Below are 26964 nucleotides of genomic sequence, written 5' to 3'. Positions count from 1 at the left end.
CCGTCGGCGGTAGCGCATCGGCCCCTCTGGTCGCGATGCACTTTCGGCCCACATACTTCCCCGTTTCCAAGCTAACCGCGCAGTATGCGCAAATTCTTCGATCGCGCGCGGCTAAGCAAACCTGCCCGCGAAAGACGACTTAGCCGGGGGGCCGTCGCTGGATGGGGACGAAACTACTAGACATAGTAGCTTTGCTCCGCCTGGTTCTCAGGTAAGCCGTTGGAGCTGATTTTCAGGCGCGCTACGCATAGCCCAAAGGACGCCGAGAGGCGCCGGAACCACGTGCTCATGGTCTGCCAATCCTATACGATGTTGGCCGCGCGCTTGTTCGTCGGGCAGATTCTCTTGTCGAGGAGACGACCACATGGTTGGAGGACACGGGGCACGCAGAATGAAGACAGTCGAAATGCTAGAGTCCAACGTGCGCTCGTACTCACGTTCCTTTCCTGCTGTGTTCAGCAGGGCGCGCGGGTCGATTATGTTCGCAGAGGGTGGCCGGAAGGTCATCGACTTTCTGTCCGGCGCTGGAGCGCTAAACTATGGCCACAACAATCAGGAGATCAAAGCGGCAATCAGCGAGTATCTGGAGTCGGATGGGGTCGTCCACGGCTTGGACATGGCCACTCCAGCAAAGATCGAATTCATGGAGACCTTTAGCTCTGTCATCCTTCGTGAACGGAATCTTTCCTACCGCTTTCAATTTACGGGGCCTACGGGAGCTAACGCTGTTGAAGCAGCTCTAAAGCTCTCGCGTAAGATCACAGGACGTCACAACGTCATTTCTTTCACGAATGGATACCATGGCCAAAGCTTGGGAGCCATAGCCGCGAGCGGTAACCGCTTTTACCGCAAAGCCAGCAGCATTCCCTTATCCGGCACAACGTTCATGCCCTATGATGGGTATCTTGGCTCCGCTCACAGTGCGGCGGATTACGTGCGGAAGGTCTTAATGGACGACAGCAGTGGCACTGATCTTCCAGCCGCCATTCTCGTCGAAACCGTGCAAGGAGAGGGAGGCATTAACGTCGCCGGTGAGGAATGGTTGCAGTCAATTCAAGCTTTGGCAAAAGAGGTCGGAGCTATTTTCATAGTTGACGATGTCCAAATGGGCTGTGGCCGTACAGGCGAGTTCTTCAGTTTCGAGTTCGCTGCGTTGTCGCCAGACATTGTTGTAATGTCGAAATCGCTAAGTGGGTACGGTTTGCCACTATCGATGCTCCTGATCAAAGAAGCGATTGACGCATGGGAACCAGGCGAGCACACGGGGACGTTTCGAGGAAACAACCTTGCACTCGTTTCTGGCAAAGCGGCTTTGAATCTGTATTGGCGCAACCAGACGTTCTCGCAACAGGTCCGACGCTTGGGCGCATTTATGCGGCGTCGACTCGATGCCATCGCGCACCAGCACGGAAACAACTTTGCTGTTCGTGGACGGGGCATGGTATGCGGATTCGATTGCAAAACGACCGAAATCGCAGAGGCGACGTCACATAGAGCGTTTGAGAAGGGATTGATTATCGAGCGATGCGGACCGACCGATCAAGTTGTAAAGTTCTTGCCTGCACTTACGATCGATGAAGAAACGTTGGGACAAGGCCTAGACATCTTCGAGGAGTCATTGACCGAAACGTTGAATTCAGCCCTTGCAAGCTAAACTTGTAGGCACACGAGAGCAACTGTTGCTAGCGACCGCATCGCCGCACAAGTCACTGGCGTGAGTCCTCACTTGCCGCCGAAATGGTCGGGAGTTTTGAGGCCATGATCATGAAGGTGGAGCCTGAAGGCCAACACTATCTGTGATCCGCCGAGTCGGCTGATGCGCGGAGAACACCTGCTGCCCTCCTCGATCCACAACACGTGAGTGCGAGCAGCACCTTTGACCATAGAACCTCGCAATCGCGAGCGACTCTGGTCGAATTGGCTTATCTAAGTTTCCAGTCTGAGGTTTGCCAAGGTGAGCTCGTTGGTGCGGAATGGAGTCCAATGGTGTAGTATGCCTTCTTGGTGGCCACATGCCCAGCCGCACGAGTGCGGGCTTTGTTAGGACCGTGTATTGTGCAGCAGCGATCCAGGCTGAGCCGTTTACAGCATAGATGCAGCAGCAATCACTCCGGCCGCCGGCTTTGCGACGAAAGCCGTCAACGAACGCGCGGTGGCGATGTCCCGGGTTCTATTGAATTTCTGAAGAGGTCGGCGTTGTCCACCTTGAGCCGGTAGGCTCGGGGTGCTGATTCCGCAAAGGACAGCAACGCGATGACGAGAGATATCACACCGGCTGATTGGCTGGCGACCGGGCCTTTAGACGAACCATTTGCGGAAGTGCGAGTGCCGAGTTCAGCTATCAGAAGCCCATATTTGGCGTGAGCGCCTCGGCGGCAAGCGAAGGTGACGGACCAAAGGTGAACTATGCTGGGCCAACCGAAGAAGCCCGACGCACCTGCCGGGTCTGAGATGCGTCGGGCTGAGTGGGAGACTGAGCGCGACAGTCTTCCTCCCAGAGCCGCGCCTGCAAGTAGTATGCCGTGTCCGTAGTGCTACACCAGCATTTTAAATTAGATATCTGCTCTGCCGCAAAGTTCCGCGAGGCATCCAGAGACGCTCGGCCAGCTCCATCTTCAAGGCCTAACAGCTGAGCTTATTCCCGTTCCAAAAACTCCCGCCATGACCTTTCGTTTGGATCAAAAATGAGGCAGAAGAAGCGGACATCGGGCCGCCGGCTCATCAACAACAGATATCTAGATGTTTGATACATTGCTACGCGCGACTGGAACGATCGCCCCGAGCTCGCGCACGACAGAGGCACACGATCGAGATCTAAGCTTAGATTTCGCGAAAGGTGCGCTCATTGTTTTGGTGATCGTTGGGCACCTGATTCAGTATGTCATCTACCGAGACGACGGGTTTTGGGTATTCGCCGTACTACAAATCGATCTATATGTTTCACATGCCACTCTTTATGGCGATAAGCGGATATCTTTCTTCTCGATCGCTGCTGCAAAAGTCGTTCACTCGAGCCGCAAGCGACCGTGCGAAGCAGCTCTTGCTGCCGATGCTGTTTTGGTGGACGTTCATGGAGACAGCTAAGCTGGCGGCATTGTGGCGCGCGACCAGCCTAACGAGCGGACTTTTGGCATTTGTAGACGATTTCACTGGCACATACTGGTTCATCTGGGCGACGTTTGTTTCCTATCTTCTCCTCAAGATTTCTACCAAGCTCAACCACCAATCGTGGGTCATCTCTGGTTTAGCCATACTGGTCGCACTCGCGCCTCTGACATTGTCCATATCACCCCTGATCAGATTCACTTACCCGTTCTTCTGCTTCGGCTTCTTGCTTGCTCAATCGAGAGAACGATGGACGAGTACATCGCGACATCACAAGCCGCTCCTGATTTTGTTTCTCTCGATAGTGACTTGCGTATGCTTTCTAGCTTGGGGCAAGGACACCTATGTCTACAATAATCTTGGGGTAATTCACGATTCTCGGTCGGCTAAAAACGTGCTTCTGATGTTTGTTGGCTCTGCAGCCGCCTCAGCAATCGCTATCGAACTCCTGCTGCAATGCTGGAGCGTTGGCCGTTCAAATCGAATGGCCCGCTTTATCGCTGTGGAGTTGGGCCAGACCACGCTGCTGCTCTATCTGGTCCAGGGTACCGTGTTCCGTCTCATGGATTTCGTACAGTTCGGAGAACTTTGGAATCTCACGACCCGGTTGATCATCGCGGGTATGCTCGGGGCCGCGATTATTGCGATCGCGCTAACGGTGCGCTCGATTGTTCGCGGCGTTCCATATCTGTCACAGCTCGTCCTTGGAATGCCGCCACGCTCAGGTCTTCCGGAAGTCAAACCTGCAATGAACTAGCTGTATGCATTTGATTGTTTGAGTACGGCAGGGTATTGCGATAGCATCGATTTGTGACGCCGCGGGAATAGCGTTCGAACCTAGATCCGGCGGGGACGGCGTGCCGCCGGTCGAGCCGGTGATCGGCATAAGAGCAACCCCATCGGAGCGTGTATTGCTCAGGGTTTGTATGGCACCGGCGAACTCAGCCCATTGCGTCCATCCAAATAAGATCGACTGTCGTGAGATTAGCTTCGCTGTACCAGTCGTCTAGCCGCCGGGTTTCGACCCAGATCTGGCGATCGAACCTAATCCAATCACACTCGGCGGGATGTTTCTTCGAGTGCCGTACTGAACCCGAGACGTCCCAGTCGTTCGAATCTCCGTCTCGGCCCGCAGCTGCCCGAAGTAAAAGGCCCTCGGCAACGAGCAAGCCGCTTTTGTTCGATGAGATGGCGATGCGATTGCTCATCGCGAGCCTGTTGTGCTCAGAGATTCAGTCGCTCGCGCAGCGAGCTCGGACGGGATGCCTTCGAGACAAGAGCAAAGCATCCGGCCTGCTGTAGCTGGCGCGCATCGTCAAGCAGACGTAGGGCATCGTCCGCGTTCCGACCTTGTACCTTGAAGCCACCCATCGCGTTTGACGCTTTGTGGCGTGAGACCAAGATGGCCCATCACGGGAATTTCGCAACTCACCAAGGCTCGGATCATCTCGACACGCTTACCCCCGCCCTCAAGCTTGACGGCGTCTGCGCCATGCTGCAGGGCGCCTCCAGCGTTGCGTATCGTGTCGTCGGAACTGAGATGAAAGCTGAGAAACGGCATGTCAGCTACAAGCAGGGCGCCAGGCCTTGTTCGCGCGACCACGTCCAGGTGGTGATCCATCATCGCCATGCTGACCGGTAAAGTGCGGATTCCGATGATCTCGCCCGGGTGTACCGATTTGATCTCGCCCAGGATTCCGAGATGATCTCGCCCACCCTTCCGATTTGATGTCGCTCGGGGCGCGAGGCGTTCTGGCTGTCTGGTTTCTGGCATCGCGAAGCCGCGTGGTCAATCTTGAATCGCGGCTCGAAGGACTTGTTTTTTGCTACTCCTGCTGTGGGCATGTGGGCAACGCCCTTCGCGTTGTCCAAGCGCAGCGGCATGTCCACAGGGCCACGGGCTCAGGCCTTTCGGCCGGGCTTACGGGTTCGCCGCAGGCTCTCGCCGTTGAGATCGATCCGGTGGGCGTTATGGACCAGGCGGTCGAGAACGGCGTCGGCGTAGGTGGGGTCGCCGATCAGCGCGTGCCATTGATCGACGGGAAGCTGGCTGGTGACGATGGTGGAGCGGTGGCCGTAGCGGTCCTCGAGGATCTCCAGGAGGTCGTGGCGGGCCGCGGCGTCGAGCGGCTCGAGGCCCCAGTCGTCGAGGATGAGGAGATCGACGCGGCCGAGCGCGCGCAGCAGGCGGGGGTGGCGGCCGTCACCGCGCGCCAAGGCCAGATCGCTGAACAGTCGCGGGACGCGCTGATAGAGCACGGAGCGATTGTCGCGGCAGGCCTTGTTGCCGAGCGCTGAGGCGAGCCAGCTCTTGCCGACGCCGGAGGGCCCGCAGATCAGCAGGTTGGCGTGGTCATCGATCCAGCGGCCTTCGACCAGCATCGTCAGCAGGCTGCGGTCGAGGCCGCGTGGAGTGCGGTAGTCGATGTCTTCGACGCAGGCCTCCTGGCGCAGCTTGGCGTATTGCAGCCGCTTCGACAGCCGCTTGTCGCGTCGCAATGACGCTTCGCGTTCGAGCAGGAGCGCGAGCCATTCGGCGTGGCCGAGGCTTGCGGCGTCGCCGCCGGCTTCGATGTCGGCGAAGGCCTTGGCCATGCCGTGAAGGCCGAGCGCGTGGAGCTGATCGAGGGTCGGATGGGTAAGCAAGATGAGATCTCCTAATTGTAGTAGCGCGGCCCGCGGATGTTGGGATGAAGGATCGGCGCGTCGTCCGCGGAGCGCTTGGGTGAAGGACGCCGATCGAGATTGTTGGCGAGGATCGATTTGACCGAGCCGTAGGTGCGCGCGCCGATATCGATCGCCCGCATGGCGGCGGCATCGAGCCGCTCGTGCCCGTAGGATCGGGCGAGCCGGATGATGCCGAGACAGGCGCGGAAGCCCTGTTCCGGATGCGCGCGCTCGTCGAGGATCAGGTCGCACAGCGCCGCGGTCGCCGGCCCGATCGAGGCTGCGTCCCTACGGATGCGCTCGATGGTCCAGCCGGCGTAGCGCCGATGACTGGATGCCATGTGCTCCGGCACGGTCGTGTGCTTGTGGTTGCCGCTCATGCGCTGATGCGCGGCGATCCGCTCACCCTTGTGGAATATCTCGACGGTGCGGGCCGTGAAGCGCACCTCGACCTCGGCGCGGACGAAGCGATGCGGAACGCTGTAATAATGCGCCTCGATCTCGACGTGATAATCGATGCTGACCCGGCAGATCCGCCACTCAGCGAACACGTAAGGGCTCTCCGGCAAGGCCTGGAGTGCCGGCCGGTCGATCTCCTCCAGCAGCTTGCGGCGAGTGACGCCGAGCCGCCGGATCGGCCGCTCCTCGTTGAGCCGGGTCAGCAACTCGGCGATCGCCGCGTTGACCTCGGCAAGGCTGTAGAACGTGCGGTGGCGCAGCCGCCCGAGCAGCCAGCGCTCAACCATGAGGACCGCCTGCTCGACCTTGGCCTTGTCCCGTGGCCGTCGCGGCCTGGCCGGCAGAATGGCGGTGCCGTAATGCGCCGCCATGTCGGCATAGCTGCGGTTGATCTGCGGATCGTAGAGGCAGGCCTTGATCACGGCGACCTTGGTGTTGTCCGGCACCAGCAGCGCCGGCACGCCGCCGATCGCCTCGAAGGCACCGACGTGGCCGCTGATCCAATCGGCGAGGCCCTGCGTCCAGGTCGCCTGCGCGTAGGTGAAGCTCGATGCGCCGAGCACTGCGACGAAGATCTGCGCGGCGCGCCGCTCGCCGGTCAGCCGGTCGATCACCACCGGCACGCCGTCGCCGGCATAGTCGACGAACAGCTTGTCGCCGGCCGCATGCGACTGGCCGCATCGTCACCGACAGGCGGCCTTCCCAGGCCCGATAGAGCTCGCAGAACCGCGAATAGCGATACCCGCCGGGTTCGCCCGCGATGTACTCCTCCCACACAATCGACAGCGTCACGTGCTTGCGCTTGAGCTCGCGATGCACCGCCGCCCAGTCCGGCTCGGCCTGCCGCCGATGGCCCCGCCGGGTGCCCGGACCGGCTCCGGCGCTGGCGAACAGCCGGGCCTCCAGCACCGTGTCGGTGACGTCGTCTGGCAACGGCCAGGTCAGCCCCGCCGCCTCGAACCGGCGGATCGTCAACCGCACCGTCGAAGGGGCCGTGCCGACCCGCCGCGCAATCTCGCGGGTCGGCATCCCGGCCGACTTCAATCTGATCACCTCGCGCACATGGCGCATCGCAAACCTCTCCGTCGGCATCCAGGTCCCCCTTCGCAAAGCCGAAAGGCGGGACCGTAGCGGAGCCAGAAGAGGCCTCGTCACCCCGGGCGACATCATCCCGGAATGGTGGGCGAGATCATCTCGGAACGGCGGGCGACATCAAATCGGAACGGTGGGCGAGATCATTCCGGAATGGTGGGCGACATCGAGCGGAATCAGCACGGTAAAGCGATCATCAAACCCAAGGCATACGTTGGCGACGCTATCGCCGAAGAATGACGTCGAGAACAGGATCGGCGATACGGGCCGTTACCGCATCATAAGCCGTGGTCATGACGATGGCGCGCGTTTCCTCCTTGCATCGTTGCAGAACTGGAATCGTGACGGGTTCAACCGACAGCTGCGACATGCGGCTCATGTCGATCTGATCCGGCCCCGCATGTCTCTGGAAATGGCCTTCCCCTTGGAAGAGCGAAAGGTATCTGTCAATAGCCGAAAAGGCGCGTCACTGAGAAGTCGGAAGCACAAAGTTTCCAATGATTGGGCGGTCAGCAAATAAGATCTTTCAAGATGTCCTCTGCGCGGTGGTTCTGGACTGACCATCCAAACATTCTGCGCGTCAAAACGGCGGCCTGGAGACGACGCACGCGAGCGGCGACAGTGGATGTGATGAGGCTGCGATCTACGTGTCAAAGCCGCTGTCAGCCCCTTAAGGCGGCATGTCCATTACCTCTCGCTGCTGACCAGGATGGGCTTATGGCGCTTAAAGCCGCGGCTCCGGCGGACTGCAGGCTCCGCAAACGACCGGGACCCAGGCGAGGGAAATAGGAAAGATGCACCAGCGCGTGCACGGCTGCCGCAAACTCCGGAATGCGGATGACGTATCCAGCATCTTCGCGTCCGTAGATGCTTGATAAGACCTGCCGCCCAGGCAATCTCTTCTAATCGAAAGAGCGGCGGAACTTCCGCAACAGGCCGTCACCCATGGACGCATAACTGCATGTACCAAATTCGCGCAGGCATCCACACAGATGAACACGCAACCAATCGCGGTGACCCGATCGGACTGAAACCGAACGCGCGATGACACTGTGGACGGCCCGGCGAAGCCCGCGATCTCGCCCGACGGGCAGCACCCACATTGCAGATGCGAGGTCACAATCGTCCATTTCGTAGGTCGATGGCAAGGCTCTCGGATCCTTGATCTTGCGCTGCCGCGCGCGTCTTCAGGCCAGCGCATCGGCAGCGTCACAGATGCCTTCATATATTTCGTCCAGGTCACCTGCTGTTACACAATATGGCGGCATCACATAAATCGTATTACCGAGTGGGCGCAGCAAGAGATTACGGTCTTTAAAGAAGGCGTGAAGCCTCGGGCCGGTGCCTGCGAGATAGCCGGTATCTCTCGTCTTCAGATCGAGTGCTGTGATGGTGCCGCTACGGCGAACGTTTGCAAAGCGCGGATCGGCGCGGAATGGTTCAATTGCCTGCTCCTGCATGGTTGCGACCGCAGCGATGCGCCGGTGACATTCCTGGTCTTTCCACAGATCCAGGTTAGCCTTGGCGGCGGCACAGGCCACCGGATTTGCCGTATACGAACTCGAGTGCTCGAGTGAAAGAATGTGCGCCTACGGTCTTTTGAATAATGGGCATCGAAAATCTCTGCCCGGCAGAGTGTCACCGCGAGCGGCAGTGCCCCTCCCGTGAGACCCTTCGAATAGCAAGCTATATCTGGCACAACATTGGCCTGCTCACAGGCGAAGATTGTGCCGGTGCGGCCCCAGCCCGTCATGACCTCATCGGCAATGAACAGTACGTCCGACGCCTCGCAGATCCGCTTCATCTCTCTTAGCACCCAAGCTGGGTACATCAGCATTCCGCCTGCCCCTAACACCAGAGGCTCGACAATAAAGGCTGCGGGATTTTCGTTCCGACATGCTGATTCAAGCGCGTCAAGCGTCGCCCGCTCACGACCGCTCGCAGGGAACGGGATTGAGGTCACGTCGAACAGGAGAGGTCCGTACGCCACATTGAAGACACCGCGGGCACCAACTGACATCGCACCGAACGTGTCCCCGTGATAGGAGTGCTGCATGACAACGATGCGTGTTCGCCGTTCGCCTATATTGTGCCAGTAACCGAGCGCCATCTTCAAGGCGACTTCCACGCTGGCTGAGCCACTGTCCGAGTAGAACACGTGGTCCAAGCCTCGGGGTGTGAGTTTCAAAAGGAGCCGAGCGACCTCCTCGGCCGGATCATGCGTGTAGCCGGCGAAAATGACTTGGTTCAGCTTGCCGGCCTGTTCCTGAATCGCGCTCACGATCTGCGGATGGCAATGGCCGTGAGTGACGACCCACCAGGATGAGATTGCATCTATGATTCGATGACCATCCGCAGTGTAGAGAAAAGCACCGTCACCACGCACAACCCTGGTCATCTCGTTGTGAAGAGCATGCTGCGTGAATGGATGCCAAATTGGCCACCTCTGGTTTGGCTTCATGGTTTGAAATCGCCGGGAACAAACGAGCCTTTGAAGGCACCCCGCAGGCTGTCTGCCGTCAAAGGAGAAATCCAGGGCAGCCGTCCTAACCAACGCACCCGCGCGATGTCACAAATTGCGCTCTCAGTTTCAGCATTTCTTTCCCCGATGAATGCGATCCCAAGAATGTCGATCTGGCGCTTTCGCAAGGCCTCTATCGAGAGCAGGGAGTGATTGATGGTCCCGAGTAGCGTGCGCGCGCAAAGCACGACGGGAAGTCGCCACCGCTCGAAGATGTCGATGTAGAGTGCACTAGAATTCAGCGGCACCATCAGCCCGCCAGCGCCTTCGATGACGAGCGGTCGCTCCCCGGTATGCGGCAGGACGAGCGAATCGGGGTCGATGCGAATTCCGTCTAGTTCGGCGGCATGATGCGGGGAAGCGGGCGTTTTAAGGCGATAAAGCTCCGGAACGATCCGATCGGCCGGAAGACCGCTCAGTCGTACGACCTGCTGGCTATCGGTCTCTCCTTCAACACCGGCCTGAATTGGTTTCCAATAATTCGCGCCGAGAAGATGGGCAAGGCCTGCCGAAAAGACAGTTTTGCCGGTTCCTGTATCTGTGCCGGTCACCACGATCCGCTGTACTCATCGAGATCCGCCCCTCGTCTCCTCAGCGAGGGCATCGAGCATCGCACGCACCTCATCCTCTTCCACGTTGAGCGTCAGTGAAATTCGTAAACGGGCCGTGCCGGCCGGCACCGTTGGCGGTCTGATTCCTCGGATGTCAAATCCGCGAGCCTGGAGCGCGGACGCCAGCCTCATGGCCCGGGCATTCTCGCCGACGATATGGGGCAGGATCTGCGAGTTCGAAGGACTTCTCTCGCCTCGCGCAACCATCTCCCGATGCGTGAACGCGACAAGCTTCGCCAGCCGCTGTTGGCGCTCCGGCTCCTCCTGCAGGATCAACAGAGCCTCCCGTACGGCCACCGCCATCAACGGCGAAGGGGCAGTCGCGAAGATAAACGGGCGACAGCGATTGATTATGAAGTCGCGCAGCACGCCAGAGGCGGTGACAAGCGCGCCGGCAGCTCCCAGCGCCTTGCCGCAGGTATGAATAACCAGGAGATTTTCGCGTCCTTCGTAGGGCGCTGTGAGCCCTCGCCCCTGCTCGCCGTAAACACCGGTGGCATGCGCTTCGTCCACAATCAAGAACGCATCGTGCCGGTCCGCGATCGCGAGCAGGTCTTCAAGCGGTGCGAAATCGCCATCCATGCTGTAGAGGCTCTCGACTACGATCCAGACCTGCCCCGCTCCGCCCGCGGCACGCCAGTCGCAAATTGCGCTTTCGGTAACCTGCGGGTCGTTATGGGCGCTGATTCGAAACGCGGCTCGGCCAGCTCGTGCCCCTTCGTGAATGCTGGCGTGAACCAGGGAATCAAGGACGAGCAGGTCGTCCCGTTGCGGCAACGTTGTCAGCACCGCAAAATTTGCGATATAACCACCGCCGAAGAAGAGCGCGGCCTGCGCGCCGAAGAACCGCGCCGCTGCTGCTTCGAGGCACTCGTGCTCCTCGCAGTTGCCGCGCAGAAGCCGTGATCCGCCGGCTCCGATCGGAGTACCGGCTTCGAGCGCGGTGACGATGGCTTTTTTCATGCGCGGCGCGCTCGCCAGCGCCAAATAATCGTTGGATGAAAAGTCAATCCCGGTGCGCGGCCCGAGACTCCGCAGGCGGTCGTCGTCTTTAAGCGCATCTAAGCCTGCCGCATACCTGGCGACTTTACCCGCAATGATGGAAATCATTCTTCACTCGCTGAGCAAGGATGGACGCCGCAAAACTCGCAACTGGCCGCCAAGGATAGGGTCTTCACGCGGTTAGCTTGTTGGATTCAAATCGGCACGATGCGATTTTGTCGGTCAACCAGCACAATGCGCGGCCTGAAGACTCTTGCATCCGCCTCGTCAAGTGAGACGTATGCAACGATACTTATCCTATCGCCGGGCATCGTCAGTCGCGCCGCCGCACCGTTCACGTCTACCGTGCCGGACCCTTGTGGCGCTTCTGTCACAAACGTTGCAAAGCGCGCCCCCGTCTCGAGGTTGCAGAGTTCGACGCGTTCGTTAATCAGGATACCGGCCGCGTCCAAAAGTGCGCGGTCAATCGAGATCGAGCCTTCAAAGTGCAGATCGGATTCAGTTACCGAGGCGCAATGAATCTTTCCCTTCATCAAGACAATCTGCATTTCTTACCTACGCTAATGGCTTGCGCGCAGCACGCCGTTGTTCTGATGGCTTAAGCGAGTCCAGACGTAATGCCGAGCCGGGCTAACAAAGTTGCATCACGGTCAAGTTGCGGGTTTTTGGTAGTCAGCAACACATCGCCGACAAGGATGGAATTCGCACCCGCCAAGAAGCATAGGGTTTGGAGTTCATCAGTCATGTACTGGCGCCCGGCGGCCAACCGTACGACGCTCTTGGGCATCATGATCCGCGCGGTCGCCACCAGGCGCACCAGTGCAATCGGATCGGGACGGTCCGCCGTGACCTTCACCGGCACGCCATTCACCTCGTTCCACAGGTTGATCGGTACACTTTCCGGATGGTTGGGAAGACTGGCGAGCAGTACCAGCATGCCGAGACGGTCATCGACGTGCTCACCCATGCCAATAATGCCGCCGCAGCAGAGTTTGACCCCCACCTCGCGCACGCGCGTAAGAGTGTCGATCCGATCTTGCAAGGTCCGGGTAGTGATGATGCTGCGGTAGAACTCCGGCGAAGTGTCCACGTTATGATTGTAGAAGTCGAGGCCGGCGTCGGCGAGCCGTGCGGCTTGCTTTGGCGTGAGCATGCCGAGCGTTACGCATGTCTCCATGCCAATACGTTTAACGGCGGCAATCATGTCGCAGACTTTATCGAGGTCGCGGTCCTTTGGACTGCGCCACGCCGCGGCCATGCAGAAGCGACTCGCCCCGGCCGCCTTGGCGCGCCGCGCGGCGGCGACCACATCAGCGCGATCCATCAAGCGAGTCGCCTTCAGGCCAGTGCCGTAATGCACGCTCTGTGCGCAGTAGGCGCAGTCTTCAGGACAGCCGCCGGTCTTGATGCTGAGCAGGCTTGCGGTTTCGACGTGGTTTGGGTCAAAATTGCCGCGATGAACGGTCTGGGCCTGAAATAGGAGCTCGGCAAATGGCTGCGCGTAAACCCCTTCCGCCTCGGCACGTTTCCAGTCGCGGCGGACCGGCGCGCCGTCGCGGCCGCTATTGCCTTCGACTTCCACAGCACCCCCAAGATTCTCACTCGATCGCACCGACGACACCGTCGTGCGTAGCTCCGCAAAGCAACACTCTTGCCCTGTATTGAACGAGAAATATCGCCGATTTGCGCGAGCATGGCGCTCATTTCAGGCTACTCGCCGCCCCTCATGCAGGATTTCCTCGCAGGGTCGAGGCAGGCGCAACAACGCTCCTCGACGCACCTCACTCGGGTAACTAGCCGATGCGTACGGTAGTTGCGCCCCGTAGGAGCCTCTCCTGATACAAGTGTATTTGGCCACGCGCCGTGTATAACGGATCGACGAATCTGCTGACCTGGCCGATTCCTCGAGGGTGTGGTTATGCGTGTCACATTCCGCACAAAAACGTGGCCCGGACGAGCCGACTCTGCGAGCGTTGCCTCCCGCCGCCTTCAGAAGCGCAGCCGGTTGGGCTCTGGGCGCAGAGTAGCGGCCCGCGCCCTTGGCGGGCCTGTGGCCGCCTAGGCTCGCTCACCGCTGCGCTCGTCGCCCCTGACTGTGGTGAGCAACTCTGCTGGACTCTCGATCACGTCGCCGCCGCCCGACTTGGCATCGACGGGGGGAGATCCGCTAAGAGGTCGCACTCATCTGCGCAAACAGAATTGCCGCTTCAGACGGCCCGAGCCCGACGATGCCCACGAAGGCTGCCGGAGGCATCGGAATGACCTGACCGGTCGGCCTCCAGAGATGCAGGCAGTAGCGACTATTGTTCACATACTGCGAATGAGGAGGATGCAGCTGCATCACGCATTCCTCTTCATCCCAAAACATCTCTTTGGCGAAGCACATCTCCTGCCAGTTTGGAGATCGCCGTGGCGTCGACACAGAGACATGCTCCCATCCCGGACGGACGAAGCCGACGATCTTGAGTTGGCAGCCACAAGGCCCCTGCACGAAGAAGAGACCGGAAGGACCAGACCCCGGTGCGGTGGCGAATCGGCCATCGCGGACGCGCCCCGCTTCGAGTCTTTCTACACCTTGCTTCCTCATGCGTCCTCCTTCTTCTTTTGGCCGATAGAGTTGCATCCGGCACCACTCGTGTTGTCCGACTCGTACATCGAACGGCTGGTACCCTGGCATGGGCAGCCCCAACTACTGCTGATCATCTGCACCGAACTTACTTGGATGAAGAACATCGGTTTGTCCGCATCGTTCACCGGGAAGTTCTTGGGTTTGTCTTTCGACATCTGATCTCTCTTCAATCTTCTTGTCATTCGCGCCTTCGTTGCGAACTTGGCCTCATGCAGACAATCTGCGCAGATGATGGCTTGTCTTAGCAAGCCGTGCCAGCAGGAGCTTCTGCTCGCCTCTTCGCCTGAGCAAGTCCGCAACGTATGGCGTTGAGCTAGCCGTGCTTGGTGCAAGATGCCAGAATTCGACTGAACGCCTCACAGCCAAAATGGCGGCGGAAGCCAATTCGCATGGCATGATCCGGCGAACCGGCTACTTTGTCACCCAAACACACGTCGCTGGCTTCAGCACATGATGCATAGCGACGCCATTGCCTCGCCAGTTCATCGAGCGAGAGGCTTTTAATTAGACGATCTGACGGTGGGCTTTCATCTCATTCCTTCTCATGTCTAGCGGTTAGCCGGCTTGCCGCCTGAGACACCGTCAATGCGTCATCTATGTGGCCGGCAACCGTGACTCAGAATGGATTCATGGTCAGAGGCTCGCACGCGCGGACCGCACTCGTTCAGCAGCCTCGCCCATTGGCCTTTACCGCATGACGCAGTATCGCAGTTCAGCCCTAGCGGGCTGTGAGCTCCAACGCAGAGACACCCGCGCCGCGGTCCAACGCGTTGACGATCGGTGCAACCGTCCGTCCGGTGGCGATCAGAACTGCCCGTCAACCTCATTTCTTTGCCGCCCCTCCGCGAGGCGAGCCAGCTTATCATATTCCTCAGCGACCTTGATGAGCCTGCATCTGGATGTGTCGTCCTCGAGCGACTCCGCTTTTGTTCGCGTCGCTTCAGCACGGCTTCGCCAGTGTTTGGCGTCTGAGAACAGCTTTTTTTGCTTCATACGGAAGACAATGCAATTTTTAGATCAAGAAAATGCGACACATGCCCTACGTAAGATACCGTAGGTTGGCTTTCGCAAAAGCACCTCATTTGCCGTTATCTGCCGACCGCTCTGTTGATGTCTGAGATGCGACAAGCCGCTCGCAGCAAGCGCGGCGAGGGGCGCGAAATGCGCGACTCTCGACATTAGGGCTTGAATCGTACGTAGCGTCAGATTGTAGGGTCTTCTTACAGCTGGCGAGCGTGCTTGGCCGTACAACAGCTTCCGGCCGACACAATTTCGAGTGTGTCATTTGGCGCCCAGATTGCAGAACGCCCGCGCCTGGATTGCCTCCGTCGCCGCCTCCATCATGTTTTTCGTATCCAAAGACCGGGCAACACGGCCTCCGCAGTAGCAATGACTTCTGCAGCTTTGGCTACCAAGCAGTCGTTCAACTGATGACCAGCGCGAGGTCAGACCACAAGGAAATCTCGATCTATGCTCTGTCCGAAATGTCACACAGATAACTGGTGCGAGATCGCAATGCACGATCCCTGGAGCGGCCGACCAGTGATCAAGTGCAATATTTGCGGTGAGTATGCCGAGTACGATTGCCTCCAGCGCAAAACAGCGCACGCGATCATCGCAGCTACCTTGGCCTGTAACGTGAGCATAGAGGACCAGCGCGATCCGCGGGCGGTGGCTGACAGGATTTTGGATGTGCTGGAGAATGCCGGCCTAACAATCGCTAGCGCCTCAAGATGAATGGGAGGAACGCCGATCGGCGCCGCTACAAGGCCCCGCCCGCCCATCAGAGAGCATGGCCAACTGCGCCGCTCGTTCCAACAGCCATTTGATTGCCTGCAAAACCGCCGTCTTTCCCCCGGCCGACCTGGAGTAGTCGCCATAGCAACTCTTTGATACCAACAACGATTGTAGCAAACGCGCCAATCTGGACCCGAGCCGCGATGCTCTCAACGGACCAGGGCTGGGTACGGCTTAGGCGCGGGCTTCCAACGTGACGCCCGGCAGATCTTCCCACAAGTATCGGACCCGCGATGATCAACCCGGCGTGGCCTGCACCTGACGGCGCCTTTCGAGGTCCATAGTTCAAAGTTATCTAGAACGGCGAAGTCACTGCTGGGTGCCTTGACGGGAGTTTGGCTCATTGACCAGGTTAACGCGCTGCCGATTGATCTCGTTTCCTATTCTGCTCAGCCGCCGCGGCACCGACAACTCCCGGGAAGCAGCCCCATTGTGATGGTGACAGCGGGAGAGCTCGGCTGGATAGACAAAGCCAATTCGCACAGACTCGACAGAGCATTCTAGCCATGGACGATGGATTCCGGCGCCGAGGCAGCTCCTATCCACACATTCAAGTAAGCTCGATTGATTCGCTTGATCACTCGTGGCCAGCGACGAGCAGCCTCACAGCTGGGTGTAGCTATGCGCGCACACTCGAGCGGACCCGAGCTGCGCGTTCCGCAGACGACGAATACCGAAAGCCAACTGCCTTGGTGAAGCGCCGCCCGCCCTCCTCGCCTTGCGGCTGGCTCCTGGCAAACGAATACGAGTTCGACATATTCACGCGATAAGCCCCCAGGGGGATTGAATCGTACGTAGCGTCACATTGTACAGTGCCCAGCTAGGAAGCACCAATGTTCGGTCGCTTCAGAATTCCTGTGCTAAAAGCGGAGCAGGCCGGTCGCTTGCGATGAGCGGTTTTCTGCCAAAGCGGCTGAGGATCGCGCTCAGTCCGAAGAACGCTGTTTCTGTCCTGTCCACGCAGATCACCGGCCCGTATGAAGACAAGATCGCCCACATGTAAGAAGCACCAGTCCAGCCTTGGAGGCTTCGAAATACGTTTGCGGGCACTGAGTGCCCAACCAGCCGCCGCGAGATGGATGCGCTATCTCGGGAGCGGTCATGTGAGAGGACCCGATGGATCCAACAGGGTCTTGCTCGTCGATCACTGTGAGGGCCAACGCCGGGCCATTGTTGGCTTCAAGAATGGCGATCCTGGAACCGCCTATATGTGCGGCGAACCCGTTGTGACGGGACCTCGCCAAAAGCTGTCATCATGGTGCGCTTGGCACCATTCCCGAATGCACGTCAGGCCATGGTCGGACGGACGCAGCGTCGTTGAAGGAAAGCAGACTAGATGACCAGATTCGAGATGAGCGCGCGCAATTGCTAGGCATGGGCAGTGGTCAACGCGGGAGCAAGAGAGCTGCCGATAGATCCGCGAGCCGGGTCTGCTCGACGTGCAGGCCTGACGATTGCCCCAGGGTCGAACGCCGATCCAGGCAATGAGGCCCATCAAGACCTGACGAACGAGTATTGACAAGCTCATGTGAGCGCCTTGGAACAGAAATGATGTGGAAGTTTGGACCCGCGAGCGACTGAAGATTGATCTCGGCACCTCGATTGAGGGCAACACCCGCCTTCGAACCCGATAAGCCGGCGATCCATTTCGAGGGCGCGCCTCTAAAACTTACGCTGCTTTCGGCGCATTCCAGCGGGGAGCACGTGGTTTAAAGGCCCGGATCCACTCTCCACGAGCAGCTCATCCGACTTCTTTCTGCCGAGAGGCTGCAACTCAAATGTGATAATCGAAGTAGAACGCAGTTGATCCGTCAGCTCAGGCTGGTGTCCCCAAAGCTTGCTCAAGAACCGGGACTTTGCCGCGGGCATCGATAAGAGAAGGGGCGCTCGGGACCAGCAAACCGCCAGTTTCAATGACAGCGGCACGTGTTCAAGGCGGCTTGTTCACGCACATGCGGGCTTTGCCTGGTCATAGTACCGCCGGTCCAAAGACATGCTTGCGAGCGCGGAAAAGACCCCGGCGGAATGGTCGCCGAACCGAGCACTGACCTTCTGAGCCATATCGTCCGCGCGCTAGACGCACCATTGTTGTTGGTTCCGTGGCCACTCGCGAGCAATGAACCGCAGATGCTTTTCGCACTGAATTCGTCCTTCGGGGGCACAGGGCACAGTGATCGTCGCGATAAACCCCTTGAGATCCCATATAGCACTGGCCTCGTTCATGCAGCGTTTTTCTGTGAACTCAAACAGCACAGAGACAGTATGCGCGCCTTCACTTTTGCCTGCCAGATCATCAAGTTGATTGTCCAGAGATGGATCGATGATGATAAGTACTGCGCGACAGAGAACGAATTTCAACGCTTTGTTTGCCCGGCTTGCTCGCGATTGCACTGGATGAACAGCAAGACTGGAAAACTCTTAGGCAAGGACACGAAATGAGGGAAACTCGCTGGCTCAACGCGCGAGTTGACCACGCAGGGACTGTGGAACGCTTCGTGGCCAAACGGGTCTGCTTACCTCCCATCCGCGCCGCAATTTCATTAGTCGCACCCACGCAATAGAGAAACGCTTGACGAAGCCCGAGCGAAATCTTCCAGACAACAAACTTTCGTATAGTCCTTCAAAACCCTTTCGATGTGGAAGGTTACCTCCGTACAGTTGAGCGATTGATGCAATGCCTATACAGAGTTCAGAACTCGGCAGTTCGAGAGCGTGACGCTTCCGCATTCGAAGAGGCCAGACGCGATTGACGTCGTCGATCGGGAACCGACATTAGCCTGCGCAGAGCAACGATTTGTCAAACCAAGAGAGCAAACGGCGGGTCGCTCTAATCACCGGCGTGACTGGACAGGACGGCGCCTATCTCGCCGAACATCTGCTGTCGCTCGGCTATGTCGTGCACGGCATCAAGCGGCGCTCGTCCTCATTCAACACTGCGCGGGTCAACCATCTCTACCAGGACCCGCATCTCGGGGACGTGCCGTTCCTGATGCACTACGGCGACATGACGGACTCGACCAATGTGATCCGCCTGGTGCAGCAGATCCGGCCGACCGAGATCTACAATCTCGCCGCCCAGAGCCATGTCGCCGTGAGTTTCGAGAGCCCCGAATACACCGCCAATGCCGATGGGATCGGCGTACTGCGGCTGCTCGAGGCGATCCGCATCCTCGGCATGGAGAAGGAGACCCGGTTCTACCAGGCCTCGACCTCCGAGCTCTACGGCCTCGTTCAGGAGATCCCGCAGAAGGAGACCACGCCGTTCTATCCGCGCTCGCCCTATGGCGTGGCGAAGCTCTACGGCTACTGGATCACGGTGAACTACCGCGAAGCCTACGGCATGTTCGCCAGTAACGGCATCCTGTTCAACCATGAAAGCCCGATCCGCGGCGAGACCTTCGTCACCCGCAAGATCACGCGCGGCGTCGCGCGTATCGAGGTCGGGCTCGAACAGACGCTCTATCTCGGCAATCTCTCGGCCAAGCGCGACTGGGGCCATGCCAGGGATTATGTCGAGGGCATGCACATGATCCTTCAGGCCGACAAGCCCGACGACTTCGTGCTGGCGACCGGCGAGACGCGCTCGGTGCGCGAGATGGTCGAGCTGTCCTTTGCGCAGGTTGGCCGCCGGATCGAATGGCGCGGCGCCGGTGTCGACGAGACCGGCATCGATACCAAGAGCGGCAAGACGCTGGTGAAGATCGATCCGACCTATTTCCGTCCGACCGAGGTCGATCTCCTGGTCGGCGACGCCAGCAAGGCGCATCAGGTGCTCGGCTGGAAGCCGAAGCGCAGCTTTGCCCAGCTCGTCGAGGAGATGACCGCAAGCGATCTGGCGGAAGCACAACGGGAGGCGGCCCATGGCAAGCGCACTGTTTGAGCTGAAGGGCAAAAGCGTCTACGTCGCAGGCCATCGCGGCATGGTCGGCAGCGCGATTGCGCGCCGGCTCGCGCGGGAGGACGTGCAGCTCGTCACGGTCGATCGGCGCGAGGTCGATCTCTGCAACCAGGCCGCCGTGTTCGATTGGTTCGCGAAAACGCGGCCGCAAGTGATCTTTCTCGCCGCCGCAAAAGTCGGCGGCATCGTCGCCAACGACACGCTGCGCGCCGAGTTCATCTACGACAACATCACGATTGCCGCGAACGTGATCCAGGCCGCGCATCAAAACGGCGCCGAAAAGCTGATGTTTTTGGGCTCGTCCTGCATCTATCCGAAGCTGGCCGCACAGCCGCTGCGCGAGGATTTGGTGCTATCAGGCCCGCTCGAGCCGACCAATGAGCCCTATGCGATCGCCAAGATTGCCGGCATCAAGATGGCGGAAGCCTATCGCAGCCAGTATGGCAGCGACTTCATCAGCGTGATGCCGACCAATCTCTACGGCCCCGGCGACAATTATCATCCCGAATTGAGCCATGTCGTTGCGGCGCTGATCCGCCGCTTCCACGAGGCCAAAGTCGCGGGCGCAAAGAGCGTTGCCGTGTGGGGCACCGGCACGCCACGGCGCGAGTTCCTCTATGTCGACGACATGGCGGATGCCTGCGTGCACCTGATGAAGAGCTATTCGAGCGCGGACCTTGTCAATATCGGCACCGGCGAGGACATCACTGTCGCCGAGTTCGCGCGGGTCGTGGCTGAGGTCGTCGGTTACGGCGGCGAGATCGCCTTCGACACCTCGCGCCCCGACGGCACGCCGCGCAAGCTGCTCGACGTCAGTCGTCTCGCCAGCCTCGGCTGGCGCGCGAGGACATGGCTTGTAGATGGAATGCGGCAGACCTACCAGGCCTTCTTGGCGGTATCGGGTACATCGGACAAAACGAGAGACTCATGCGGCTGCTAACTGCTGACGGCGCTCATTGTGCGATTGCCAGACAGTTGCTTTAGGATCTTCCGGTGAATTCGACAGGGCTCCACGTGTTGCTTGGAGCTCGCGCACCTCCGGGTGCCGCGTGCCCGATGAAGGTCAGGCACGGCTAGACTGGCCGATAACTATAGCGAGCGAATTGGTCGCGCGCGCCTTTGCGCGAGGGTCTGTTTTGAACTTGAGGTAAACTGATCAAATGTGCGGAATTGTCGGCATCTTGGGGCGCGGTCCGGTCGCAGATCGTCTCATCGATTCACTGAAGCGACTGGAATATCGCGGCTATGACTCAGCGGGCATCGGGACGCTCAAAGGAAACCATATCGAGCTTCGACGCGCCGAGGGCAAGCTGAGGAACCTTGAGACACGCGTTCGCTGCCATCCGCTCTCAGGCCATGTCGGGATTGGGCACACGCGCTGGGCTACTCATGGCAAGCCGACGGAGCACAATGCTCATCCGCATGCAACGGACAATGTTGCAGTCGTCCATAACGGCATAATCGAGAATTTCCGCGAGCTGCGAGCGGAGCTAAAACAGCATGGCGCCTGTTTCGCCTCTGAAACAGACACCGAGGTGGTGACGCATCTCATCGACTTTTATCTGAAGGATGGCTGCTCGCCGCAGGAGGCAGTAAAAGCGTCGCTGCCGCGGCTAGTCGGCGCATTTGCGCTTGCAATCCTGTTCAAGGGTCAACACGACCTCATGATCGGTGCGCGGAAGGGCTCACCACTCGCGATCGGGCATGGCGAAGGCGAAATGTATCTCGGATCGGATGCCATCGCGCTCGCGCCCCTTACCGGCTTGATCACCTACCTTGAGGACGGCGATTGGGCTGTGCTCAACCGCAACTTCAGCGTGGTCTACGACGCACAAGGCACGGTTGTCCGCCGGGAGGTGATGAAATCTGGCGCGTCGTCGGTTCTCGTCGACAAAGCAAACTACCGCCACTTCATGGCGAAGGAAATCCACGAACAGCCAGAGGTGATCGGGCAGACGCTGGCGCATTACGTCGATATCGCCACCGAGAGCGTGGCACTGCCGCAGGAGCTTCCGTTCGACTTCAACGAGATTGGACATATCTCGATCGCGGCTTGTGGTACGGCAGGCTACGCCGGCCATATCGCCAAATACTGGTTCGAGCGGCTGGCTCGTATTCCGGTCGAGCTCGATGTCGCCTCCGAATTTCGCTATCGTGAGGCGCCGATGCGCAAGGGAAATCTTGCTATCTTCATCTCGCAGTCCGGCGAGACGGCCGATACGCTGGCCGCGCTCCGCTATGCCAAATCGCAAGGCCTGCATACTCTCTCGATCGTGAACGTACTGAGTTCGACCATTGCGCGCGAAAGCGGGGCAGTGTTGCAGACACTCGCCGGACCTGAAATCGGCGTTGCCTCGACCAAGGCGTTCACATGCCAGCTGGTCGTCCTGGCGGCGCTTGCGGTTGCTGCTGGCAAGGCGCGCGGTGAATTGCCGGAGAGCGACGAGGTCGATCTCGTGCGAGCGCTGATCGACATTCCGCGGCTAGTTACAGCGGCGCTTGCCAGCGAGCCGCAGATCGAGAAGCTCGCACGCCACATCGCCAAATCGCGTGACGTGCTGTATCTTGGTCGCGGCACGTCGTTTCCGCTCGCCCTGGAGGGGGCACTGAAGCTGAAGGAGATCTCCTATATTCACGCCGAGGGCTATGCGGCGGGAGAGCTCAAGCACGGCCCGATCGCCTTGATCGACGAGAGCGTTCCCGTAATCGTCATTGCTCCCTGCGACCGGGTGTTCGAAAGGACCATCTCGAACATGCAGGAGGTTGCCGCACGCGGCGGCAAGATTATCTTGATAACGGACGCTCGGGGAGCCGCAGAGGTATCCATGGATTCACTCGCGACGATTGTGCTGCCGGAGATGGGTACGACATTTACGTCGATTGTCTATGCGATTCCGGTGCAGCTTCTGGCCTACCACACGGCCATCCTGATGGGTACGGACGTCGACCAACCCCGAAATCTCGCGAAATCGGTAACCGTCGAATAAGGCAAGGTGGCGCGACCTGGAATTATCATGGTCAGATTTCGAATGCACACAAGCCTCGGTCAGATCGAATTACGATGTGCCGCCCGGCTCCTGGCCCGATGCCACCGCATGGTTTGTGCCGGTTCATAGCCCTTGCTCACGGAGGCTGAGACTCATGTGCAAAATCCATGGCCAATCAGGTTGCGAGGCTGGCGTGGCGTTGCCTCCGGCAAGCAAGGAGTCGCGCATGACTTATCATGGCAGTCCGATTGCTTGGACCTGGATCATAATTCGTGACGAACATCCAGGTTTTTCATACGGCGTGGAAGCCAGATGATCCTGTTCGATCGATCCAAATGAATGCCCGTTATCGCTGGGGAGGCCCGCTATGTTCCTCCCCCTCAGTACGGGGGGATGTCCCGATCGGTGTTGAACTACGTCGGGCCGACGTTGCCGGAGTGAATGTTACGCGGCCCTCGTGACGTGGGCAACGGGCTTGATCGTCATGCGATCGTGGTGAGCTTGAAGGGCCGCACGCAGAACCGACAATTGCTTATGCGCCTTCAATCGTCGGAAGCCCTTGTTGGCCTCGATCATGCCGGCCGCGACCCATCGCAAGGCCATACCGGCATCCCGCCAGCGTTTGACGTTGCGCGTGACGCGGCGAATGGTGCCCATCATGTTCTCGGCGATGTTGGTACAGGCGAGCGATCGACGAAGCTCCTTCGGCAGCTTCAACCGGACGACAGTCAGGATTTCGTCGAGGCCTTCGAGGATGCTGGCCGCTACGCCGGGCCATTGCTGGTCGAGTCGACGCGCGAGATTGCGGATCAATTTTTCAGCCTTGTCGGCGTCATCGAGCTCCCAGGCCTGGCGCAGCACCCGACGGGTGGCCGCATGATGTTCTTTCGGCAGGCGTTCCACGATGTTGCGCGCCTTGTGGATCTGGCAGCGCTGGATCGCAGCGGCCGAACCGAAGGTGCGGCGGATCGCCTTCGACAACGCTTTCGCGCCGTCGGCGATGAACAGTCTTGGCACCGTCGGGTCGAGCCCGCGCGAGACCAGGTTGTCCAGCAGGGCCTGAACCGTTGCGGCATTCTCGGTCGCCCCTTCCACCAGAGCCAGCGGATGCTTGTTGCCTTCGCCGTCAATCCCGATCGCGGCGACCAGCACGAGATCGTCGCCGAGATGCAGCCCATCGATTTGGACCACTAGAAGGTCGAGCGCGGACAGGTCGGCAGCCATGAAGTCGGCCAGCCGCGCCGCCGACAGCGCTACGAACCTCCGCGAGGCCGCCGACTTCGAAACCCCCGATCCGGGCGGTGCCGGCACGTCACCCTCGGGCAGCCGGACAGCGCGGCCGAACCGGCGCGTCGACACATTGATCAGCATCAGGTTCATCGCCCAGCGACCGAGCCAATCCTCCTGCGCCGCCGTTTCCCAGCTCGGGATCGTGACCTCGCGGCCGTCCACGCCCCGGGCCCGCGGGCGCTCGACCTCGATCTTGCCGCCGTGGAAGCCGATCCGTCCCCGCGTTCGGCCCCAACGGTGCGCCCGCCGCGCCGCGTCGCGACCGTGGCGCAGCCCGCAGGCTGCCGTGACATCCGCCTCCATCATCGTGCCGAGCGCCTCGATCCCTGCCGCAAGGCAGAACCGATCGAAGCTCGCCCGCACTTCTGCAAAAGCTTCGTCCACAGCCCCGGTCGCCGGCGAACCAGCCAGTGTGATATCTCTCGTCATGGCGTTGCTCTCCTTTGTGGAATCAGCACCCCGAGCCTACCGGCTCAAGGTGGGCAACGCCGACCTCTTCAGAAATTCAACAGAACCCGGGACATCCCCCAGTACGGGTTTGGACCGGGTTAGGACCGCAGCGCCCCTCGAACGAAGCGCGCCTCGCTTCGAAGGATAACGTGGCACTTGCCGAGCATTGCGATCGGCGCTATCGGACGGGCTCGATCGCCAGCACGCTCACCAAATCTTTCCGTCAAGCCTCAGGTTAACTTGAGCAACTCGAGGCCAAATCGCTGGACATCGGGTGAGATGCGAACGCACCTCGCCCCCAATCGCAGGCTCGCGAGCTGTTCTAGCACGACATCTCACGGAGCTCTTCCCTGCCGCTTGTATGCCATGCATCTCGTCCTTCCTTTTCATTGCATGTCGGTGCGCTCAATGAGAAATTCGGCCACGCCACAGACAACAATCTTGTCACCGAGAATTACCCGAGGTTTCAGTAGCTTGAGAGTCACTCCTGCGCCGCGAGCGGAATAACGCCCGAACAACTGTGCGAGTTTGCGGCATTGCCGAAAATATGCCGGAAACGTCAGGCGCTTACGGGTTGGTCGATAGTGCCCTGATGGCAGATTCGCGGCCATGAAACTGCATTCGGCTGGCGTGAGATTTTCTCCGGACCCGGCCATTTCAAACCGAGAGGAAACTCGCCATGTCACCAGCGTCCATCGCGCAAGCGTCAAATGCCAAATCGCGCATTGGCGCCATCTTACGTGCGACGAGCGGCAACTTCCTCGAGCAGTTCGACTTCTTCTTGTTCGGGTTCTACGCCAGTGCCATCGGAAACGCATTCTTTCCATCAGGAAGCGAAACCGCTTCACTGCTGAACACCTTCGGTGTGTTCTGGCTGGGGGCCTTGATGCGACCTGTTGGCGCGATTGTGCTTGGAGCCTATATTGACCAGATTGGCCGTAGGCAAGGCCTGATCATCACGCTTTCGATCATGGCTATTGGCACCGTCATCATCGCCTTTTGTCCCGGCTATGCAACAATCGGCATTGCCGCACCTGCGATCGTGCTGTTCGGACGGCTGTTGCAAGGCTTTTCTGCCGGCGTTGAGGTTGGCGGCGTTTCCGTCTACCTCTCCGAGATTGCCACTCCGGGCAACCGCGGCTTTTACACATCCTTTCAGTCCTCGAGCCAGCAGGTTGCGATCTTTGTCGCGGCTCTTATCGGATATTTTTTGAGCGAAGCACTTCCGGCCGAAATGGTTGCCGCCTGGGGCTGGCGGATCCCATTCTTCCTTGGCTGCTTGATCGTTCCGCTTATCTTCTTCCTGCGCCGCACGCTGGAGGAAACTCCGGAGTTTCTGGTCATGAAGACCCACCCAACTGCCCGCGAAGTCTTTGCCTCCACATTTGCGAACATGGCGCATTGTCATTCTCGGCATGATGATCGCGATGCTGACGACCACGACCTTCTATTTCGTCACAGTGTACACGCCTACGTTTGGCAAGCACGTATTGCAGCTGTCCTCGCAGAGCACGCTCTTGGTGACGCTTTTGGTCGCCGTGACGAACTTCATCTGGAACCCAATTGGCGGCGCGATTTCTGACAGAATCGGTCGGAAGCCAGTCTTGCTGACCATTGCCGGCCTTGCATTCGTGACTGTGTATCCGGCGTTGTCTTGGCTTGTGACCGACCCAAGCTTTGGCAAGATGCTGGTAGTGGAGATGATGTTCTCGTTCTACTTTGGCACCTATAGCGGCGCCATGTTGGGCGCTCTGGTCGAAATCGTGCCGAAGCACGTTCGCACAACCTGCTTTTCTTTGGCTTTCGCACTCGCCGCAGCTCTCTTTGGCACCTTTACGCCGCTCGCATCGACTTGGCTGATCGATCGGACTGGCGACAAGGCTTCACCGGGTTTCTGGTTGATGTTTGCAGCTTTGCTCGGCATTATCGCCGCACTCACGATTTATCCAGGAAATACCAAGAGAGTTGCGAAGCTGTCGCGACCCGAGCGGTCTAACCGGGCCTTAAGCCCGCAATTTACCCCGCATTAGCAGCGCGCCCAGGGGGACCTTCACGTCCAAGACTGAACTGAACGGGGTGCGTGGCGGTCCTTGCGGTGATCTCACGGTGGTCCGCGTGCCACTCTGGGGGTCTCGGTTCTTTATATATGCAGCATCGAGCAGTATCGGGACGAGCTGTCGCTGATGTTGAACGGGATAGCTGAGCACTACCGCCACGCTCGATTCGTTCTGTGGTCGAGCGCCGCGATGATAACGCTCGCACTTTGCGGTTAATTGAAGCAGGGCAGAGCTCGCGCGAGGGAGATACAACCCTCGAGCGAGCTCCACATGCACTGTCTTGCAAAATCAACGGGGGACGTCTTGAGGTTGCATGAATTCCCCAGTGGACCGGTGTATCGCAGCTCGCAAACCTTAGCGAGCGATCGAAAAGCTTGATCGTGCCTGGTGCACCGAGCG

General features: G+C 59.3%; 15 protein-coding genes and 5 pseudogenes. 7 read left to right on the top strand and 13 right to left on the bottom strand.

Translation table 11 applies throughout. The annotated features are described in order from the left end of the window. Positions 1-391: 391 nt before the first annotated feature. Together ectB and nolL are read left to right on the top strand one after the other, a co-directional pair. Positions 392-1654 (top strand): diaminobutyrate--2-oxoglutarate transaminase, encoded by a 1263-nt coding sequence (ectB, locus tag ACVWW3_RS37990; protein WP_456651304.1) that lies wholly within the window; start codon positions 392-394, stop codon positions 1652-1654. 1085 nt (positions 1655-2739) lie between these two features. After that, a pseudogene (nolL, locus tag ACVWW3_RS37985) lies at positions 2740-3862 on the top strand (nodulation factor fucose acetyltransferase NolL). Positions 3863-4327: 465 nt separating this feature from the next. Here the strand turns inward: nolL and ACVWW3_RS37980 are convergent. The 3 genes and pseudogenes from ACVWW3_RS37980 to istA all read right to left on the bottom strand — a co-directional run. Next, positions 4328-4750, bottom strand: a pseudogene (locus ACVWW3_RS37980) (3-methyl-2-oxobutanoate hydroxymethyltransferase); the annotation flags it as partial. Positions 4751-5007: 257 nt separating this feature from the next. Beyond that, a complete protein-coding gene (istB, locus tag ACVWW3_RS37975) occupies positions 5008-5751 on the bottom strand; it encodes an IS21-like element helper ATPase IstB (protein WP_334518610.1) in 744 nt (247 codons plus the stop codon). 11 nt (positions 5752-5762) lie between these two features. Next, positions 5763-7260: pseudogene (istA, locus tag ACVWW3_RS37970) on the bottom strand (IS21 family transposase). Between istA and ACVWW3_RS37965 the strand changes: the two are divergent. After that, the gene (locus ACVWW3_RS37965; protein ID WP_456672474.1) at positions 7142-7843 is read left to right on the top strand and encodes a hypothetical protein; all 702 of its coding nucleotides are present in this window, start codon (positions 7142-7144) and stop codon (positions 7841-7843) included. The pseudogene istA and the gene ACVWW3_RS37965 sit on opposite strands and share 119 nt — an antisense overlap. Positions 7844-8510: 667 nt before the next feature. On the opposite strand, the pseudogene ACVWW3_RS37960 reads toward ACVWW3_RS37965, so the two are convergent. From ACVWW3_RS37960 to ACVWW3_RS37925, 8 genes and pseudogenes are all read right to left on the bottom strand, one after another. Continuing rightward, positions 8511-9784: pseudogene (locus ACVWW3_RS37960) on the bottom strand (adenosylmethionine--8-amino-7-oxononanoate transaminase). Further along, entirely contained in the window at positions 9781-10401 is a 621-nt protein-coding gene (gene bioD, locus ACVWW3_RS37955; protein WP_456672448.1) for a dethiobiotin synthase, read from the bottom strand. Before bioD ends, ACVWW3_RS37960 begins: the two are co-directional and overlap by 4 nt. 9 nt (positions 10402-10410) lie before the next feature. Then, positions 10411-11565: an 8-amino-7-oxononanoate synthase gene (locus ACVWW3_RS37950; protein ID WP_456651307.1), complete on the bottom strand. Its 1155-nt coding sequence runs from the start codon at positions 11563-11565 to the stop codon at positions 10411-10413. An 86-nt stretch (positions 11566-11651) separates the two neighbouring features. Next, positions 11652-12005, bottom strand: coding sequence for an aspartate 1-decarboxylase (gene panD / locus ACVWW3_RS37945; protein ID WP_456651308.1), 354 nt, complete (start codon positions 12003-12005; stop codon positions 11652-11654). Between the two features lie 50 nt (positions 12006-12055). Beyond that, positions 12056-13039, bottom strand: a complete 984-nt coding sequence (gene bioB / locus ACVWW3_RS37940; protein ID WP_456651309.1) for a biotin synthase BioB — start codon at positions 13037-13039, stop codon at positions 12056-12058. 585 nt (positions 13040-13624) lie between these two features. Continuing rightward, the gene (locus tag ACVWW3_RS37935; RefSeq protein ID WP_456651310.1) at positions 13625-14044 is read right to left on the bottom strand and encodes a DUF7694 domain-containing protein; all 420 of its coding nucleotides are present in this window, start codon (positions 14042-14044) and stop codon (positions 13625-13627) included. Further along, positions 14041-14241, bottom strand: coding sequence for a hypothetical protein (locus ACVWW3_RS37930; protein WP_456651311.1), 201 nt, complete (start codon positions 14239-14241; stop codon positions 14041-14043). The genes ACVWW3_RS37935 and ACVWW3_RS37930 overlap by 4 nt, the downstream gene beginning before the upstream one ends. Positions 14242-17956: 3715 nt before the next feature. After that, a complete protein-coding gene (locus ACVWW3_RS37925) occupies positions 17957-18241 on the bottom strand; it encodes a hypothetical protein (protein WP_456651312.1) in 285 nt (94 codons plus the stop codon). 436 nt (positions 18242-18677) lie between these two features. Between ACVWW3_RS37925 and gmd the strand changes: the two genes are divergently transcribed. The 3 genes from gmd to glmS all read left to right on the top strand — a co-directional run bounded on the left by gmd (position 18678) and on the right by glmS (position 22768). Beyond that, positions 18678-19763 carry a GDP-mannose 4,6-dehydratase gene (gene gmd, locus ACVWW3_RS37920; RefSeq protein ID WP_456651313.1) on the top strand — a complete coding sequence of 362 codons (1086 nt, stop codon included), beginning with the start codon at positions 18678-18680 and terminating at the stop codon, positions 19761-19763. Continuing rightward, entirely contained in the window at positions 19744-20721 is a 978-nt protein-coding gene (fcl, locus tag ACVWW3_RS37915; RefSeq protein WP_456651314.1) for a GDP-L-fucose synthase, read from the top strand. The genes gmd and fcl overlap by 20 nt, the downstream gene beginning before the upstream one ends. 220 nt (positions 20722-20941) lie before the next feature. After that, positions 20942-22768 (top strand): glutamine--fructose-6-phosphate transaminase (isomerizing), encoded by a 1827-nt coding sequence (gene glmS, locus ACVWW3_RS37910; protein ID WP_456651315.1) that lies wholly within the window; start codon positions 20942-20944, stop codon positions 22766-22768. Positions 22769-23212: 444 nt separating this feature from the next. Here the strand turns inward: glmS and ACVWW3_RS37905 are convergent, their stop codons facing one another. Beyond that, positions 23213-24487, bottom strand: a complete 1275-nt coding sequence (locus tag ACVWW3_RS37905) for an IS256 family transposase (RefSeq protein WP_456648077.1) — start codon at positions 24485-24487, stop codon at positions 23213-23215. 407 nt (positions 24488-24894) lie between these two features. Beyond that, complete coding sequence (locus tag ACVWW3_RS37900; RefSeq protein WP_456651316.1) at positions 24895-25119, bottom strand: hypothetical protein; 225 nt, start codon at positions 25117-25119, stop codon at positions 24895-24897. 68 nt (positions 25120-25187) lie between these two features. Here ACVWW3_RS37900 and tcuC point away from each other — a divergent pair. Then, positions 25188-26538: pseudogene (gene tcuC, locus ACVWW3_RS37895) on the top strand (tricarballylate/proton symporter TcuC). Positions 26539-26964: the final 426 nt, after the last annotated feature.

The organism is Bradyrhizobium sp. LM2.9, from assembly GCF_054056555.1.
This window is presented reverse-complemented; position numbering and strand designations above follow the sequence as displayed.